Origin of the sequence: Streptomyces sp. NPDC050211 (assembly GCF_040656035.1) — a bacterium.
Lineage (GTDB): Bacteria > Actinomycetota > Actinomycetes > Streptomycetales > Streptomycetaceae > Streptomyces.
This window is the reverse complement of the sequence record NZ_JBFALC010000035.1, coordinates 70,706-87,943: the sequence shown is the minus strand read 5'-3', so window position 1 is coordinate 87,943 and position 17,238 is coordinate 70,706. Positions and strand designations below refer to the sequence as shown.

Annotated in this window: 12 protein-coding genes and 3 pseudogenes; 8 read left to right on the top strand and 7 right to left on the bottom strand. The window is 67.7% G+C overall.

What is annotated here, in order from left to right; genetic code table 11:
• Nucleotides 1-391: 391 nt before the first annotated feature.
• From AB0I98_RS29815 to AB0I98_RS29805, 3 genes and pseudogenes are all read left to right on the top strand, one after another.
• Nucleotides 392-978 (top strand): annotated as a pseudogene (locus tag AB0I98_RS29815) (response regulator transcription factor); the annotation flags it as partial.
• A 514-nt stretch (nt 979-1,492) separates the two neighbouring features.
• Nucleotides 1,493-3,004 carry a family 43 glycosylhydrolase gene (locus tag AB0I98_RS29810; protein WP_362947416.1) on the top strand — a complete coding sequence of 504 codons (1,512 nt, stop codon included), beginning with the start codon at nt 1,493-1,495 and terminating at the stop codon, nt 3,002-3,004.
• A 145-nt stretch (nt 3,005-3,149) separates the two neighbouring features.
• On the top strand, nt 3,150-4,583 hold the full coding sequence (locus tag AB0I98_RS29805; protein WP_362947459.1) for a glycoside hydrolase family 43 protein: 1,434 nt from the start codon (nt 3,150-3,152) through the stop codon (nt 4,581-4,583).
• 101 nt (nt 4,584-4,684) lie between these two features.
• Here AB0I98_RS29805 and AB0I98_RS29800 read toward each other — a convergent pair whose 3' ends face one another.
• From AB0I98_RS29800 to AB0I98_RS29780, 5 genes and pseudogenes are all read right to left on the bottom strand, one after another.
• The gene (locus tag AB0I98_RS29800; protein ID WP_362947413.1) at nt 4,685-4,894 is read right to left on the bottom strand and encodes a hypothetical protein; all 210 of its coding nucleotides are present in this window, start codon (nt 4,892-4,894) and stop codon (nt 4,685-4,687) included.
• 25 nt (nt 4,895-4,919) lie between these two features.
• Nucleotides 4,920-5,024: pseudogene (locus AB0I98_RS29795) on the bottom strand (IS481 family transposase); the annotation flags it as partial.
• A gap of 212 nt (nt 5,025-5,236) precedes the next feature.
• On the bottom strand, nt 5,237-5,902 hold the full coding sequence (locus tag AB0I98_RS29790) for a response regulator transcription factor (RefSeq protein WP_362947411.1): 666 nt from the start codon (nt 5,900-5,902) through the stop codon (nt 5,237-5,239).
• Nucleotides 5,899-7,029 (bottom strand): histidine kinase, encoded by a 1,131-nt coding sequence (locus AB0I98_RS29785; protein WP_362947408.1) that lies wholly within the window; start codon nt 7,027-7,029, stop codon nt 5,899-5,901. Before AB0I98_RS29785 ends, AB0I98_RS29790 begins: the two co-directional genes overlap by 4 nt.
• 78 nt (nt 7,030-7,107) lie before the next feature.
• Complete coding sequence (locus AB0I98_RS29780) at nt 7,108-8,301, bottom strand: alpha/beta hydrolase (RefSeq protein WP_362947406.1); 1,194 nt, start codon at nt 8,299-8,301, stop codon at nt 7,108-7,110.
• A gap of 867 nt (nt 8,302-9,168) precedes the next feature.
• Between AB0I98_RS29780 and AB0I98_RS29775 the strand changes: the two are divergent.
• Nucleotides 9,169-10,884, top strand: a pseudogene (locus AB0I98_RS29775) (family 43 glycosylhydrolase); the annotation flags it as partial.
• On the top strand, nt 10,861-11,337 hold the full coding sequence (locus tag AB0I98_RS29770; RefSeq protein ID WP_362947457.1) for an AbfB domain-containing protein: 477 nt from the start codon (nt 10,861-10,863) through the stop codon (nt 11,335-11,337). The pseudogene AB0I98_RS29775 and the gene AB0I98_RS29770, both read left to right, overlap by 24 nt.
• 531 nt (nt 11,338-11,868) lie before the next feature.
• Here the strand turns inward: AB0I98_RS29770 and AB0I98_RS29765 are convergent.
• Both AB0I98_RS29765 and AB0I98_RS29760 read right to left on the bottom strand, forming a co-directional pair.
• Nucleotides 11,869-12,723: a PaaX family transcriptional regulator C-terminal domain-containing protein gene (locus tag AB0I98_RS29765; protein WP_362947455.1), complete on the bottom strand. Its 855-nt coding sequence runs from the start codon at nt 12,721-12,723 to the stop codon at nt 11,869-11,871.
• 79 nt (nt 12,724-12,802) lie between these two features.
• Nucleotides 12,803-14,194: a prolyl oligopeptidase family serine peptidase gene (locus AB0I98_RS29760; protein WP_362947403.1), complete on the bottom strand. Its 1,392-nt coding sequence runs from the start codon at nt 14,192-14,194 to the stop codon at nt 12,803-12,805.
• 436 nt (nt 14,195-14,630) lie between these two features.
• Between AB0I98_RS29760 and AB0I98_RS29755 the strand changes: the two genes are divergently transcribed.
• The 3 genes from AB0I98_RS29755 to AB0I98_RS29745 are packed head-to-tail and all read left to right on the top strand — an operon-like array spanning nt 14,631 to nt 17,238.
• On the top strand, nt 14,631-15,608 hold the full coding sequence (locus tag AB0I98_RS29755) for an ABC transporter substrate-binding protein (RefSeq protein ID WP_362947401.1): 978 nt from the start codon (nt 14,631-14,633) through the stop codon (nt 15,606-15,608).
• Nucleotides 15,605-16,456 (top strand): ABC transporter permease, encoded by an 852-nt coding sequence (locus AB0I98_RS29750; RefSeq protein ID WP_362947398.1) that lies wholly within the window; start codon nt 15,605-15,607, stop codon nt 16,454-16,456. The genes AB0I98_RS29755 and AB0I98_RS29750 overlap by 4 nt, the downstream gene beginning before the upstream one ends.
• A complete protein-coding gene (locus AB0I98_RS29745; protein ID WP_362947396.1) occupies nt 16,453-17,238 on the top strand; it encodes an ABC transporter permease subunit in 786 nt (261 codons plus the stop codon). The genes AB0I98_RS29750 and AB0I98_RS29745 overlap by 4 nt, the downstream gene beginning before the upstream one ends.

Sequence of the window (17,238 nt, the reverse complement as noted above, 5' to 3'; positions counted from 1 at the left end):
GAAAGTAGAGGTGGGGCACCGGCAGGTCAATGGTTCTGTCGTTTCTCATAGGTTTCTGTGTGGCTGAATCAGCTGGCGGCGTCCACGCGCCTGGCGAGGCCGACGATCCGGCTGCCGGATGGGGGCCGCATGCTGCGGGCGCCGTTCGAGGACTCATGCGGACTCCGCCTGCCCGTGCCCGATCAATCCGCCATTCGGCTGAGGTTCACCTGTCAGGGCCGGTTGTTCAGGCCGTTCGACCGAGGCGGTGGTCCCCGCGGCGCGGGAAGACTGCAGCGCGGTCTTCGCCCCGCCTGCAGGAGCGCGGCGATGTCGCCGCAGCCACGCTTACGCGCCGCGAGGCGACCGGGGCGCACCAGTTCGTCAGAGGAGCCGGAAGAGAGAGATGGGCATGACTATCCGAGTGGTCGTCGTGGACGACCAGCCATGGTGCGTTCGGGGTTCGCCGCGGTGCTGTCCGCGTAGAGCGACATCGACGTCGTGGGTGAGGCGCCCAACGGCCGGCTCGGCATCGACGTCAGGCGCAGCACGTACCCCGACGTGGTCCTGATGGACGTACGGATGCCGGAGATGGACGGCCTGGAGGCCGCGCGGCGGCTGCTCGACCCGCCGCCCGGTGTGGTCCACTGCCCCAAGGTGATCATCCTGACCACCTTCGACTGTGACGACTACGTCTACGAGGCTCTGCAGACAGGAGTCAGCGGTTTCCTGCTCAAGGACGCGCCTATCGCCGAACTCGTCCAGGCGGTACGGGTGATCGCCGCCGGAGGCGCGCTGCTCGCCCCGTCCGTCACCCGCCGCCTCATCGAGGGCGTCTCCCGGCGCCGCCCCGCCCGGAACGCCCGCCTGCGACTGAACAGCCTCACGCCACGGGAGAGGGAGGTCCTGCTACTGGTCGCGCAGGGCCTGTCGAACACCGAGATCACCGCGAGGCTGGTGGTGGCCGAGCAGACCGTCAAGACCCACATGACCCAGCTGAAACGTGGACCATCGCCCATGCCCGGGACCATGAAAGCGGGGACTCGGGCTCACCGGGCTGAAAACCGCTGATACCAAATTCAACGACTTTCCGACAAACGACGGTTGGCGCCGCAGGTTACCAGCGAGGATGCGGCGGCCCCTTGCCGGACGGATCGCCGTAACAGCTTTCTGCCGATCTCATCGCCACGGCAGCCGCCCCTCTTTCCCCAGCCGTCTTGACACCTTCTTACCGCCCCTATAGCGTCTGGCCGAATTTCCAAACGGCATTCTAAATATCGAACAAAATGGGCCGTTGGTCCTCGCCTCGCTCGCGTATCGACCTGCGCAAGCGACTGCAGTGAACGGTCTGGTCGTCCTCTACCACCTCGTTCGGACGAACGGCACGACCAGCCCCAATACCCCGGGCCATGACAGGAACGCGACGGCGTCCGAGCGCACGGCCCGACACGACAACGCGTTTTGGAAGAACACCGCGCTTACGCTCCCCGACGCGAACAAGGATGTTTCTGTCATGGGCAATTCAAACACCCGGGTGCGGAAAAGCTCTTCTCTCCTCCGGCGGCTGTGCGCCACGGCGACGGCTCTCGCCGCCCTCGTCGGTGGTCTGACGTTCGGGACGGTGCTGACCGCACCCGGCGCGCAGGCGGCCACGGCGACGTTCACGAACCCGCTCAACAGTTCCGGCGCCGACCCGTACATGACCTACTACAACGGCAACTACTACCTGATGACGACGCCGTACAGCGGGGCGTTGACGATGCGGAAGGCGCCCACGATCGAGGCGCTGAAGGCAGCGGCGCCGGTGCCGGTGTTCAGTGCCCACGCCGCTGGCCGTGACCACTACATATGGGCGCCGGAGATGCACCTGCTAGATGGCCCCAACGGCAAACGCTGGTACATCTACTACTCCGCCGGTACGGGCGACATCGAGGACCAGCGCGTGCACGTGCTGGAGAGCGCCGGCACCGACCCGCTCGGCCCGTACACGTACAAGGGCATGATCTTCGGTGCGAACGACTGGTGGGGCATCGACGGAAACGTGGTCACCATCAACGGCCGGCTGTACTTCACCTGGTCGGGGGTGCCGACGCCGCAGTGGGCCGGATCCGATCCGAGCATCTACATCGTCGAGTTGAGCAATCCGTGGACCGTGACCGGATCCCGTACGCAGATCTCCACCCCGACCTACTCCTGGGAGAAGCAGGGCACCCCGATGAACGAGGGCCCGGTCGCGGTGCAGCACGACGGAAAGACGTTCCTCACCTACTCGGCCAGCGCCTGCCAGGGCCCGGACTACAAGCTGGGCCTGCTCACCCTCACCGGCGGCGACCCGCTGAACGCGAGTTCCTGGGTCAAGAGCATGGAGCCGGCCTTCCAGCGCAGTGACACGAACAGCGTGTACGGTCCGGGCCACAACGGCTTCTTCCGGTCCCCGGACGGCACCGAGGACTGGATCGTCTACCACGCCAACTCCTCGTCGTCCCAGGGCTGCGGCACCACCCGCACCACCCGGATCCAGAAGATCACCTGGAACACGGACGGGTCACCGAACCTCGGCGTGCCGGTGGCCATGGGCACCGCGCTGACCGTTCCGTCCGGCGAGCCGGTGGTGACGTACTACCGGCTGACCAACCGCAACAGCGGCAAGGTCATGGACGTCCAGGCACCCAACACCGACAACGGCGCGAAGATCGGCCAGTACACCTCGAACGGCAGGCCCTGGCAGAAGTGGCGCTTCGTCGACGTGGGCGACGGCTACTTCCAGATCGAGAGCCTCAACAGCGGCAAGTGCCTGGACGTGAACGGCGTGTCCACCGCCGACGGCGCCAACATCATCCAGTACCCCTGCCACTCCGGCCGGAACCAGCAGTTCCAGTGGGTCGCCGTCGACGGATACAACCAGCTCAAAGTCCGCCACAGCGGCAAGTGCGTCAACGTCGTCGGCGCCTCGACCGCGGACGCCGCCCTGCTCGAACAGCGCACCTGCGGCACCGCCGCCAGCTTCCAGTGGTCACGAACGTGAAAGCCACACACGCGCCTGGCCGCCGTCATCACTGATCCCCTGGCAGACCCAGACGTCCCTGGAAACAGCACCGGCCGCCTGCTGCACGGTCCGCTGACCCCACTCTCATGTGATCAATGCACTCGAAGAAAGACAAAAAATGCACATATCCGCGCTGTTCTCACGGCTGGCGACGCTCTTGGTCGCCGTCGGCCTTCTCCTCACATGCCAGACTCTGACCGCACCGCAGCGGGCCGCCGCCGCTGATCCGGGCTACCTGATGGTGCACTTCACCGGGGAGGGTTCGACCAATCAGCAGATGTACCTCTCGCACAGCACGGACGGCGTGAACTGGAACGACCTCAACGGCGGCGGCATGGTCCTGCGCTCCACGGTCGGTACGAAGGGGGTGCGCGACCCCGCACTGGTGCGATCCCCCGACGGCAGCAAGTACTGGATCATCGCGACCGACCTGTGCATCAACTGCGGACAGACGTGGGGCGACTCCATGTCCAACGGCAGCCGCAACCTGGTGGTGTGGGAGTCCACAGACCTGGCCACCTGGTCGCAGCCGCGGCTCCTCAACGTCGCCGGCGCGATCCCCGACGGCCGCAACGCGTGGGCGCCCGAGGCGATCTGGAACCCGGAGACCAACGACTACGTCCTGTACTGGGCGACGAACGCCACCCTCAACGGCGTGCTGAAGCACCGCATCTACTACGCCCGCACCATGGACTTCCGCACCATCACCACCCCCCAGCTCTACATCGACCGCGCCGGCACCCAGGGCATCATCGACACCCAGATCATCGAGACGCCGTCCGGCGTCGGCAACTACCGGTACGTGCGGGCCTCCGGCGACGGCCAGATCACGCTCGAAGGCAGCAACTCGATCCTGGGGACGTGGACCAACCTCGGCAACCTCTCCGGCATCGGCCTCACCGGCTCCCAGGTCGAAGGCCCGATGTGGATGAAGTTCAACGGCAGCAACAAGTGGGCCCTCTACCTCGACCAGTACGCCACGGGCGGCGGGTACATGCCGGTCCTGACGACCAACCCCTCCGACCCAGCCAGCTACCAGAGGCAGGCGTCGGGAAGCTACAACATGGGCGGCACCAAGAAGCGCCACGGCTGGATCCTGAACATGACGGCCGCCGAGGAGAGCCGCGTGCTCGCACGCTGGCCCAACACGACGGTCAACCGGCTCCAGTCGTACAACTTCCAGGACCGGTACGTGCGGCACACCAACTTCGACGTGCGCATCGACCAGAACGTCAGCCCCGTCGACGACTCCCAGTTCCGGTTGAGGACCGGCCTGGCCGGTTCCGGCACCGTCTCCTTCGAGTCGGTTAACTTCCCCGGATACTTCCTGCGCCACACCGACTTCGACTTCTCACTGGCCTACAACGACGGCACCACCGCGTTCGCCCAGGACGCCACCTTCCGCCAGGTCGCCGGACTCGCCGACTCCACATGGTCGTCGTTCCAGTCGTACAACTACCCCGACCGCTACATCCGCCACTACTCCTACCAACTGCGGCTCGACCCGATCACCAACGCGACGGGACGCGGTGACGCCACCTTCCGCGTGACGAGCTGACCCGACCGGGATGCCGGCGCCCTCACGGCGCCCTCCCACCCGCCGCCCGCCGCCCCCAGCGGGCAAGGCGCCGGCATCCCACCCACGAGTCATCCCGCGCGTCACATGTGGCGCGCGGGATGACTCACGTTCACGAGGCGGCAGCCCTGGGCGGTGAGCGTGCGCAAAATCCGCGGGACGGCGCCGACCGACGTGGCGTGGATGTCATGCATGAGGACGACGTCGTTGCGCTTGGCCTTGTCGATGACGCTCCGGGTGCCCTTCGCCGCGTCGGGGGACTTCCGATCCTCGGTGTCCAAGGTCCACAGCACCGGGAAGAGGGTGGTGCAGCAGACCGGCGACTTGTGCCGGACCCCACCGCCGTAGCAGCCGTACCTTGATGATGCGCCGCTCGGTGCGGGTCGGCGTGCGACGCAGACTGTGGTGCGGTCGGCTGGAGCGGTAGGCCCACCGCTTGGCGGTGGTGACCGACGCCGGGAGTGTCGTCGAACCTCCCCGTTTCGGTTGGGAGGGGTCAGACGGGCGTTGTCACGCCCATCCGCAGCCTCTACCCGAAGCACGCCCCCGCCCGTGCAAAGGGTCGAGACCAGTGAGGCTCATTGGATCTGCACCCAACGGCGTTCGTGGCCTGGGGTCCGTTCATCCGCTGCGGTTCAGCCAAGAAGGTGGTTGACCAGCCCTGAGCGGTAGGCAAGGACGACAAGGCCGGCGCGGTCGTGGACCCCCAATTTGGCCATGGCGCGGTTGACGTGGGTCTTGACAGTGAGGACGGCGAGGTTGAGCCGTTGCCCGATCTGCTCGTTGGAGAGCCCTTCGGCGGCGAGCGCGACCATCTGCAGTTCGCGTTGGGTGAGCTCTTCCAAGCGCGGATCGACGGCCGTGGTTGTCTCATCGGGTGTGGCGAGGAAGTGCTCTACAAGCATCTCGGTGGCGACCGCGGACAAGAGGGGCCGACCCTGTGCGGCACGGCGGATGCCGTGGACGACCTCTTCCGGGTCGGCGGTCTTGCCAAGGAATCCGGCGGCGCCGGCGCGCAGCGCCTCGGTGACGTACTCGTCGGTCTCGTAGGTGGTCAGGATAAGGACCTTCGCCGGGGTGCCCAGACGGGTGATCTCCCGGGTGGCTTCGATGCCGTCGAGACCGGGCATGCGGATGTCCATCAGGACAACGTCGGGCCGCCGGGCCCGGACCTGCTCGACGGCCTCCCGTCCGGTGGCGGCCTCGCCGACCACTTCCAGGTCCGGTTCGGAGTCGATGAGCATCTTGAACGTCGCTCGCAGCAGTGTCTGGTCGTCGACGAGCAGGACACGGATGGTCACGAAGCCACCTCCAGCGGCAGGTGGGCCTCGACCAGGAAGTCTCCTCCATCAAGGCCGGCGTTCAGGGTGCCGCCGACGGCAGCGGCGCGTTCGCGCATGCCCGCGATGCCGTAACACGCCGGATCGGGTGGGGCCACCGGCCCGAGGAGGCGGTTGCGCACGGTCAGATGCAGGGCGGTGTCTCGGTACTCGACCGTCATCCGCGCCTCGGCGCGCGGTCCGGCGTGCTTGGCGACGTTGGTGAGGGACTCCTGCAGGATGCGGTAGGCGGCCAGCCCGACTCCGGGCGGTGGCCGGCGGGGCGCTCCGGAGTGCTGCGACCGTACCGTGATGCCCATTGCCTCGGCCGAGGTGATCAGCTCCGGCAACATCGTGAGCCCCGGCAAGGGCGTGCGCGGCGATTCACCGCCGGATTCGGCGCGGAGAAGCCCCACCGCGGAGCGCAATTCGCGCATAGCGGCCTGGCTGCTGCGGTGTGCCTGGTCGATGGTCTGCGGCTGGACGGCCCTGCCGCGGGCGAATAGATAGCGGGCAACGCCGAGTTGGGCGGTGATCGAGACGAGTTGGTGGGCGACAGAGTCGTGCAGTTCACGGGCGATGCGCAGCCGTTCGTCGAGGACCCGCCGACGGGCCTCCTCCTCGCGGGTGGCTTCGGCGTGGGCGGCGCGTTCCTGCAGTGCTTCCACGTATGCCGTGCGGTTGCGTGCGGAGTCGCCGAGGGCGGTGGCCAAACCGATCCAGCCGATGATGATCAGATATCCGTTTCCGAAGAGGGGTACGGGGCGTCCGATTGAGGCGCAGGCGGTCATGCAGAGCGCGGCCGCTGCGGCCGCCGTCCAAGTCCTGCGTCGCGAGCTGTGCAGGGCGGCCGAGTGCAGCGCGCACATGGTGGTGATCGGAATGGGAAAGACGAACGGCAGCAGTGCCATGTAGGCGGACTCGATGGCGGTGGTCGCGGCGACCGTGGCCAGGGGCGCACGGGTGCGCAGGACCAGCGGTGCGAAGGAAAGGATGACCATCGCGGCCAGCGCCAGCAGCTGGCGCCAACCGCCGTGCGGTGGCAGTGCAAGAAGGACCAGGACGACAGCGAGGAGGGCGGCGCTGGCCGGTGAGACATTGTTGATCATTCGGTGCAGCACAGGACCCGGCCGGCTCCTGCCGGCTGGTGTCGTGTGCCCGGTGTCACCCCGGCCGTCGTCCATCCATCACTTCCCGATGTGCTTGTTGAGGAAGCCGACCATCTTCGTCATGTAGAGCACGGTGTTGAAACCGGCTGCACCATGCCCTTCGCCCTCGATCACATAGCGGTTGCTGCTCACCCCGGCCTTGCGCAGGGCCGTGTGCAGGAGCAGGGACTGGCTGGGTGACACGATGTTGTCGGCGCTGCCGTGCGCCAGCATGAAGGCGGGATCCTCACCGTCAATGTAATTGATCGGATTGGCGGCCTTGGCGGCGGCAGGGTCGTCGGCGATGGTCTTACCGCTGTTCTTGCCGTTGACGAACTGTGCCTCGGTGATCGTGGCGGTCTGGTGCTCCTTCTCGGCCGCCTCGTCGAAGTCGGCGCCGACCTTGGTCAGGTCGGACAGGCCGTACTCGTCGACGACGGCTTGCACGACACTGCTCTGGTCGAGGTTGGCACCCTTGTCGAACTTCTTCACCCCGTTGGTAGTGCCGACCATCGCCGCGAGCCAGCCGCCGGCGGACTGACCCCACACGGCTACGTTCGCGGCGTCGTAGCCGTACTCGCTCGCGTGTGCGCGCAGGAACCGGATCGCGGACTTGGCGTCGACGACCGCGTCGGAATAGATACCGTCCTCCAGGCCGCGGTAGACGATGCTCGCCACCGCGTACCCCTGCTGCGCGAGGTACGTCTGCACGCCGGTCGCGCCGCCGCCCTTCATGGGGGTGTGGAAGCCGCCGCCGGGAATGTACACGACCAGCGGCTTGTCGCCGCTGCCCTGCGGGATCAACAGGTCGAGCTTGAGTTGCTGCTTGTCGCCGTAGCGGGTGGTGACCGTAGAGAACATGACGTCCTTCTTCGTCGTCACCTTGACCGACGACGTCTCACACGTGACCAGCCGCTGCCCCTTGGTGTCGAGCACCGTACTCGTGCTGTCGTCGATGGGCTTGACCGTCTTGCCGAAGCCTTTCATCGCCTGTGCCAGGCCGCCCGGGCCGACGCTGCTGCCGGGGGCCCCGGCACTCGGCTCCCCCTGCGAAGCAGCGGCGGGCGGCGCTGCGGGCGGCTGGCTGCTTCCCGTGTCCGTGCAGTTGTCGCCAGCCGACGACGACGCGGTGGCCTTGGATGCCGCGGTGCCGGACGACGTGGACGAACACGCGCCTGTGAGAGTGATCGCCAATGCCGCGCACACCAGGGCCGGGACCCTTCCGAGCCTCATCTGTACTCCTTGAAATCGACTGCTGGGCCGGCAGTGTCGCAAGGATCACCAGGTGGACTCGTCCCTCATGCGCAGGCTCTCACCTACCGCATCAGCAGGCTGACGGCCGTGTCCTACTGCGGATGCGGTAGGACACCGTCTCAGCTGCGGCCAGGGCCGTACGAACATCACCCACACTGCAAAGCGCTGACTGCGAGCCGCTGCTCCCGCACGCAGGTCGTCGATGGTCTGGTCGGTGCCCTCGTCGCGCCACTCGGTGAAGCAGTGCATCACCGCGCCGCGCGGCGGCAGCCGTGCGGAAGCAATCCGCCGGGCGGCGAAGGCCGCCGTTGCCCTCACTTTCTCGCGCGGTTGCGGGCCGCTACCACGAAGTCGCCGGCGCTCGGAGCACCGCGCCGGTCTGTGCGGTGACGGCGAGAGTATTCACAGAAGGGACGAATCCTCCCCGGCGGCGGATGCCGGCGACGGTGAAGACCTCTCGTGTTTGTCCGGCGGTCGGACGTACCAAGCGTCCGCGGGCGGCTGCGAGTTGCCGAGCCGGAAAGAAATGGTTCGACCTGTCGGACGCTGTTCGAAAACTATTGACGGTGACTCATGCCCCAATTCACACTCACGCAACGCGATGTCATACGGGCGGAACGTCAGGGCCTCGGCCGAGGTCTCCAGCCCCCTCCTCAGGCATGTCTTCTTCTCTTCTTCAGGGGATGTGAACCCATGCACAGCGTGAGACCTCAGGGCCGCCGAAGATTCCGACCCGCCGCTCTGGCCGCCGCGGCCGCCGCCTCGCTCCTGGTGGGCGTCGTCGGCCCGGCGGCCCCCGCCCAGGCGGCGGAGATCACCGACGGCCTGGCTCTCTGGTACAGACTCGACGCCACCTCGGGCACCGTGGCGGTGGACGCCTCCGGCAACGGCCGCAACGGAACCGTCAACGGCACTGCAAGCTGGTCAGGTGCCGAAGGGCTCACCTTCAACGGCTCCGACACCTATATCAAGGTGCCGGACAACATCATGAGCGGCATGAACTCGATCACCGTCTCGATGGACGTGCAGATCGACACCGCCCAGGCCACGCCGTACTTCCTCTACGGCTTCGGCAACACCGCCAACGGCGCCGGCAACGGGTACCTGTTCACCACCGGCAACTCGTTCCGGACCGCCATCGCCTCCGGGAACTTCTCCACCGAACAGAACACCCAGACCTCCGCCGCGCTGCCGCGCTCGGTCTGGAAGCACGTCACCTACACCCAGACCGGCACCACGGGCGTCCTCTACCAGGACGGCGTGGAGGTGGCCCGCAACACGTCGGTCACCCTCACCCCCGGCTCCATCGGGTCCGGCATCACCACGGCCAACTCCATAGGCAAGTCGCTCTACAGCGGTGACAAGCTCTTCAAGGGCAAGATGCGCGACTTCCGGGTCTACAACCGCGCGCTGGCACCCGGAGAGGTCCTCGAACTCAGCGGGAACACCACGGGCATCGCCGCGGCCACCCACCCGTCGCTGAAGATCGCCGCCATCGTCGACGACGCGGGCAGCAGGATCACGCTGCCGGTGAAGGAGGGCACAGACCTCACCGCGCTCGCCCCGCAGTTCACCATTGCCCAGGGTGCGTCCATCAGCCCGGCCTCCGGCACCCCGCGCGACTTCACCAAGCCCGTGACGTACGAGGTGACCGGCTCCGACGGCGCGAAACGCACCTGGACGGTCTCGGCGCTCATCATGAAGAGCCCGGTCCTGCCGGGGCTCAACGCCGACCCGAACATCGTGCGGTTCGGCGACACGTACTACATCTACCCGACCACCGACGGCTTCGCGGGCTGGAGCGGCACGCAGTTCAAGGCCTACTCCTCCAAGGACCTGGTCCACTGGACGGACCACGGCGTCATCCTGGACCTCGGTCCCGACATCAGCTGGGCCGACGCCCGCGCCTGGGCCCCGACGGCGACCGCGAAGAACGGGAAGTACTACTTCTACTACTCCGCCGACACGAACATCGGCGTAGCGGTCTCCGACTCGCCCACCGGCCCGTTCAAGGACCCCCTGGGCAAGCCGCTGGTCGCCCGTGGCGCCTACACCGGCCAGATGATCGACCCGGCGGTCTTCACCGACGACGACGGGCAGTCGTACCTCTACTGGGGCAATGGTCACGCCTACGTCGTCCCGCTGAACGACGACATGGTCTCCTTCGACTCCTCGAAGGTCACCGACATCACCCCCACCGGCTACAACGAGGGCACCTTCGTCATCAAGCGCAACGGCACCTACTACCTCATGTGGTCGGAGAACGACACCCGGGACGAGAACTACCGCGTCGCCTACGCCACCGGCTCCTCCCCCACCGGCCCGTGGACCAAGCGCGGCGTGATCCTGGAGAAGGACCTCTCCCTCGGCATCAAGGGACCCGGCCACCACTCGGTCGTCCAGGTGCCGGGCACCGACGACTGGTACATCGCCTACCACCGGTTCGCCATCCCCGGCGGTGACGGCACCCACCGCGAAACCACCATCGACAAGATGGAGTTCGACTCGGCGGGCCTGATCAAGAAGGTCGTCCCCACCCTGAGCAGCATCGACCCGGTCTCCGGCGGCACCACCCTGCCCACGAACACCACCCGCTCGCTCCAGTCGGTCAACTTCCCCGGCCGCTACGCCGTCGTACGGTCGGACAGCCTGGGCTACCTCGACTCGGTGACGTCCTCCAGCACCACGGCGGTCAAGCAGAGCGCCACCTTCACCGTCGTCCCCGGCCTGGCCGACGGCAGCTGTTACTCGTTCCGTGACGCGTCCGGTCGCTACCTGCGCCACCTGGACTTCCGGATCCGCTTCGACGCGAGCAACGGCACGACGCTCTTCAACAAGGACGCCACCTACTGCGCCCGGCCGGGTTCGGCCCCCGGCTCGGTCGGCCTGGAGTCGTACAACTACCCCGGCCGCTACCTCCGCCACTTCAACTACGAGCTGCGCGTCGACCCCTTCCAGGACAACGCCACGTTCCGCGCCGACAGTTCCTTCAAGGCGGTCAGCCCCTGGGCCTGATCGCATTCCTTCGCCCGCCAGGTGACCCGTACGGCTCTGCCGCGCGGGTCACCTGTCTTCCGTCACCCTGGCCCGCGCCGGAACATGCTGCGCGGCCATCTCGTCGGACGCCATCTCGTGGAACGCCACCTTACAGAGCGCCCCGAGACCCTCGCGGCGTGAACGATGCCCGCTCTCCGACGGCCCAGTCGCCGGAGTACCGAGAACCGGGAGAGGCAAGGCGAAGGCCGCGCACCATCAGCCCGTCGCGGTGCGCGGCCGTGCCTGTCGCAGGTCGAGGTCGGTCGACGAGCACGCCGGTCCGAAGGAGGCTCATGGATAAGCCACCGTGTTCACACCGGAGGAGATCGCCCGCTTCCGGGCCGAGTTGGCGGTCCGACGGGCGCCCGGCGCGTACAAGCCGGGGCGCTGGTCGTGAGCCCGCTCAACCGGCGTGCGGACGTGGTGGGTTCACTGCCTGCGACGGTCCGACTGCGGGACGCCACCCTGCGCCGCGGGCCCGGTACACGGAGCCCAACGACAGGGAACCGCTCAGGAGGTTTGCAGCGGCGCTGTCTCCAGCAGCTCGGCGGCCACCCGGCGGGCAGGCTCCCCCGCCTGTTCCGCGATGCGCCGGAAAGTCTCCTCCGCCGATCGGGCGGGCCAGTCGGGTGGCAGGTGCCGGGCGGGCAGCCGGGGATCCGTGCGGATGGTGTCCAGCCACTCGGCGACCAGGCGCAGGTGGGTGGCCAGTGGGTCGCCGGACGGATTGCCGACGTGGGCGATCCATCGGTTCTCGAAGGCGGTGTGGCGGGCGGCGATGGTCTGAAGGTCCCAGGTGTCGCGAATCATCACGTCGATGTCGGTTGCCGCGTCGGCCCGCGCGTGGAAGATCTTGACGTGGTCTGCGATGCCCAGCTCGGCGACGATCTCGGAGACGTCGACATCACCCGGCGCGATCCACAGCCCGCTGTAGAGGGAACCGAAGCCGGACCAGGTGAGATGTGAGCGCAGGTCGTGGCGCTGACGCTGCCAGGCTTCGGGCAGCGAGAAACCGAACAGGGTCCAGTTCCCGTCCCAGTCGTCGTTGACCGCGCTGGTGTGCCAGATACGTTTCCGGCCGTCGTGGAGGATCTGCGCCGCGTGCGGGGTCAGGCCGAAGTACATGCGCCGCCCTTGTCGCCGGCGCTGCAGCAGGCCGCGGCCCACCATACGGGTGAGGGTGGAGCGGACGGCCTGCTCCCCGACTCCCACACGTGCGAGGACGTCGATGATGCTGCCCGAGTACACAGACAGCGGGCCCTCTTCCAGGACGTGGTTGCCGAAGAAGGCGAGCAGCAGTGACTGGGGGCGCAGCTGCGGGCCGACCGGGGAGTCCGGGGCGGCGTCGGGGTACCTGTCGTCCACGTCGAGGGAGTTCACCTGGGAGAGCGCCACCTTGGCAAGGGTATGGCCGCCCGCCGTGGGCACGGCGGGCGGCGTGGCGTCAGGGGCGGTACCGGTCGGTGGGGTGGGCCAGGTCGTAGGGGCGCGGGTACTGTGCGGGCTGGTAGCTCACGTAACGCGCCGGTTCGGAGGGATCGACCTCCGTGGCACGGGCGTTGAGGGCGGCTGGATCGGTGCCCTGCCAGTGGCCGGTGGTGATACGGGTCTCCAGGGTGTGCAGGGCGGCGACCCCTTCGGCGCTGCTGAACGTGCAGTGCCCCGCGTTCTCGACGAAGGCCTGACGCAGCAGGGGGGCGGCGCCTGCCGCGGTGACCGCACGGTTGTAGGCGCTCGCCGACTGTACCGGGATGAGGCCGTCGCCCGTGGTGTGCACGGTCAGTTGCGGCTTGGCCAGCCGGCCGGTGAAGGAGCTCGTGAGGGCCATCTTGTCGACGGCCTCGGTGTCGGCGGCGATCCGAGGAGCGCCGTTCAGCGTGGTGAGGTCCTTGGTCAGGGACAGACCAGCCTTGGTATAGAGCTCGCTGACCTCCTTGTAGAGGGGGGAGTCGTGAAGCATCGCGGCGTAGTCGACACCGGTGTTCCAGGACATGTTGCCCCCGACCCGGCTTTCGGCTTCCTGACGCCAGGAGAAGGCAGGCATCTGCACCAGGCCCATGACCGTCTGGAACTGGTTGGCCTGCTGGGCGTCCCAGTCAGTCGGTTCCGGTTGGGTCTGGGAGGTGTCGTTCCAGCCGGGGATGTTGTGCAGGGCGGCGGCCAGCGCGATACGGGCCCGCCCCGAGGCCGTGTTCTGCGCCTCGGTGACGGCCCCGGCCAGAGTGCCGGACGCCTCGGCAGCGGCCGCCTGGCTCCCCAGACCGGTCAGGCGGATGTCCGCATCCGGGGCGAGCAGTGTCTTCAACGCGAAGACCGGGTCGAGGGTGCTGTTCCAGTTGGCCACGCCACCCTGGAGCAGACCGCACATGGACAGTGATCCGCTGATGCGGTCCGGGTGGCGCTCGGCGATCATCGAGGTCACGAGCCCACCGTAGGAGGCGCCCCAGGCGATGGTCCGCCGGGCCGTGCCGAAGCGCGAGGTGAAGGCGTCGAGCGTGGCGAGCTGGTCCGGGACCGCCTCGCTCACCGCCCACCCGTTGCTCGCGTAAGAGGAGCCGATGAGGGCGTAACCCTCCTTCAGCAGAATGGACTTGGTGGCGTCGTCGGGGGCGTTCCGCGCGGGATTGGGCAGGCCCGCCGGGGTGTAGCCGTGGCTGAACAGCAGGACCGTGCCGTTCCAGGATTCCGGCTTGTCCATCACGTAGCTCGCGCCGGACGGCAACGTGCCTTCGACGTGGGCGTCGGTCTCGGCCGCCTGGGCGGACGGGGCGAGGGGTGTGGCGAGCAGCAGTGCCGCCAGGGCGACGACCGTACGTCTGCGGATGCGGGACTTCACGATGCGGACTCCATTGTCTCGGTGAAGGTGGCGGGAACAGCACTGCGCGTGGAGCGACAGGGGAGTCCCGTCTCCTCCGGGGAAGGGGCGCAGCCGGAGACCGGGAAGCCGGGGGCAAGCCTTCACGGTCCCTCTGTGCTGGGGCATGACACCGCGAAGTTAGGCGTGTAGATTGCGGCCGTCAAGAAGCTGCACAACATACACAGCTTCGACCCCGACGCGATCCACCTCACTCCACACGGAGTCATCGCGGGAGGCCCAGCCCCACCCCACAAACCACGCCGGCGGAAGCCAGGCACCATGCGCGAAACGTCCGCGACTCTCCCATTGACGACTTGTTCGACAGCGTCATAACGTTCGCGCAACTCGCTCAACTCGGCGCATAACTGCGCAAATTAATCATTTTCTCATTCACACTTCCGTCAGGAGGAGCCCTATGCGACGGCGCATTCTCGGGCTTGCGATAGCAGTGGTCACGGTCGCCGGTGCGGCCGGATGCGGGTCCTCGTCCGCTGGGACGAGTGGTTCGTCGTCCTCGGGCGGCGGCAAAACCACACAGGTCAAGGTCGGCATCATCCCGATCGTCGATGTCGCGCCGCTCTATCTGGGCCAGAAGAAGGGCTTCTTCAGCAGCCGCGGCATCGATCTGAAAATGGAGAGCGCCCAGGGCGGTGCAGCGATCATCCCCGGTGTGGTGAGCGGACAGTTCCAGTTCGGGTTCAGCAACACCACGTCGCTGATGATCGCCCAGACCAAGGGAGTTCCGGTCACGTCGGTGGTCAACGGAGCGGCCACCAACGGCAAGGTCGGCGCCGACGTCACCGGCGTCGCCGTCAAGAAGGACAGCCCGGTCAAGTCCGCCAAGGATCTCGTCGGCAAGACGGTCGCGGTGAACACCCTGCAGAACATCGGTGACACCACCGTGCGCGAGGCCGTCCGCAAGGACGGCGGTGACCCCTCGAAGGTCAAGTTCGTGGAGATGGCCTTCGACCAGATGCCGGCCGCCCTCGACGGCGGCCAGGTGGACGCGGCCTGGATGGGCGAGCCCGCGCTGACGATCGCCAAGTCCCAGGGGGCCCGGGTCGTGGCGTCGCCGTTCGCCGAGACCGACCCCAAGCTCACGGTGGCGACCTACTTCACCTCCACCCAGCTGACGAAGGAAAACCCCGACCTGGTGAAGAAGTTCGCCGAGGCGATGACCGAGTCGCTCACCTACGCCTCCGCACACCCGGACGAGGCACGCCAGATCCTCACCACGTACACCAAGATCGACGGCGCGGTGCTCAAGAACCTGACGCTGCCCTCCTGGCCCGCGCAGTACGACATGGCCTCCCTGGAGAAGCTGGCCGCGCTCGGCGAGAAGGACGGTCTCTTCAGCGACAAGAAGCCCGACCTGAACGCCCTGTTCTCATGACATCGGCCATCACGTCCGTGAAGACGAAGCCCGCCGGGACCGGTACCGGTCCCGGCGGTGCTCCCGCCCGGCGCAGCCCGGGCACCACCGCCGCACTGCGCGGACTCGCCGGCCTGGCAGGTCTGGTGGCGGTCCTTGAGGTGCTTCCCCGCACCGGTGCGGTCTCGGCCGACTACCTTCCGCCCGCGTCGGAGACCGGCCGCGCGCTGTGGCACCTGCTCGCCGAGAACGCGTTCTGGACGGCGCTCGGTGACACCCTGACGGGGTGGGGCCTGGGCCTGGCCATCGCGGTCGTGGGTGGTGTGGTCGCCGGCGTGGTGATCGGCTCCGTTCCGGTACTGCGCGCGGTGACCGCCTCCACCATCGAGTTCCTGCGCCCCATCCCGTCGGTGGCCCTGATCCCGGTGGCGGTGCTGCTCTACGGCACCGACCTGGAGTCGAAGCTGCTGCTGGTGGTGTACGCCTCCTTCTGGCAGGTGCTCGTCCAGGTGCTGGCAGGCACACAGGACGTCGACCCGGTCGCCGAGGACACCGCCCGCAGCTATCACATGGGCAGTTGGGGGCGGGTGCGGTATGTCGTATGGCCCACCGCGCTGCCGTACGTGATGACCGGCGTGCGGCTGGCCGCGACGGTGGCACTGGTCCTGGCGATCACCGCCGAGCTCGTCATCGGCGCGCCCGGCCTCGGCAACCAGCTCGCGGTCGCGCAGACCTCCGGCGCCGTACCCCGGGTCTACGCCCTGGTCCTGGTCACCGGACTCCTCGGGGTCGCAGTCAACCTGGTGGCGCGGGCGGTCGAGCGGCGGGCACTGCACTGGCACCAATCGATGCGCAGGGAGGGACAGTGACGAACGTCCTCATACTGGCCAGGCGGACCGGGCTGGTCCTGGGCCTGCCCACGGTCCTGTTCGCCGTGTGGTGGTTCGCCACCGCGGACAGCACCGACTTCTACGTCCCCCCGCTGTCCACCATCCTGGGCAGGTTCGGGGAAGTGTGGACGGGCGAGCGGCTGCTGTCAGACGTCGTACCCAGCCTGGCCCGGCTGGTCGCCGGCTATCTCCTCGCCGTCGTCGTCGGGGTGGGGCTCGGCCTGGTGGTCGGCATGAGCCGCGTCGTGCGGGATGTCCTGGAGCCCGTCCTGGAACTCTTCCGGGCCATCCCGCCCCCGGTGCTCGTGCCCGTCATCATGCTGTTCGCCGGCATCGGCGACACCATGAAGGTGATCGTCATCGTCAGCGGCTGTATGTGGCCGATCCTGCTCAACACCGTCGAAGGCGTCCGCGCCGTCGACGAGGTCCTCAGCGACACCTGCCGCTCCTACGGCATCAGCGGCCCGTCCCGGCTGTGGCACCTGGTGCTGCGCTCGGCCAGCCCGCAGATCGTCACCGGCATGCGCCAGGCCCTCTCCATCGCGATCATTCTCATGGTCATCAGCGAGATGTTCGCCGCCAGCAACGGACTCGGCTTCACCATCGTGCAGTTCCAGCGTTCCTTCGCCATCCCCGAGATGTGGAGCGGTGTCCTGCTGCTCGGCCTGCTCGGATTCGCCCTCTCCCTGCTCTTCCGCATCGCCGAGAACCGGGTCCTGGCCTGGTACCACGGCCTGCGCCGGGCCCAGCGCAACCCCTGA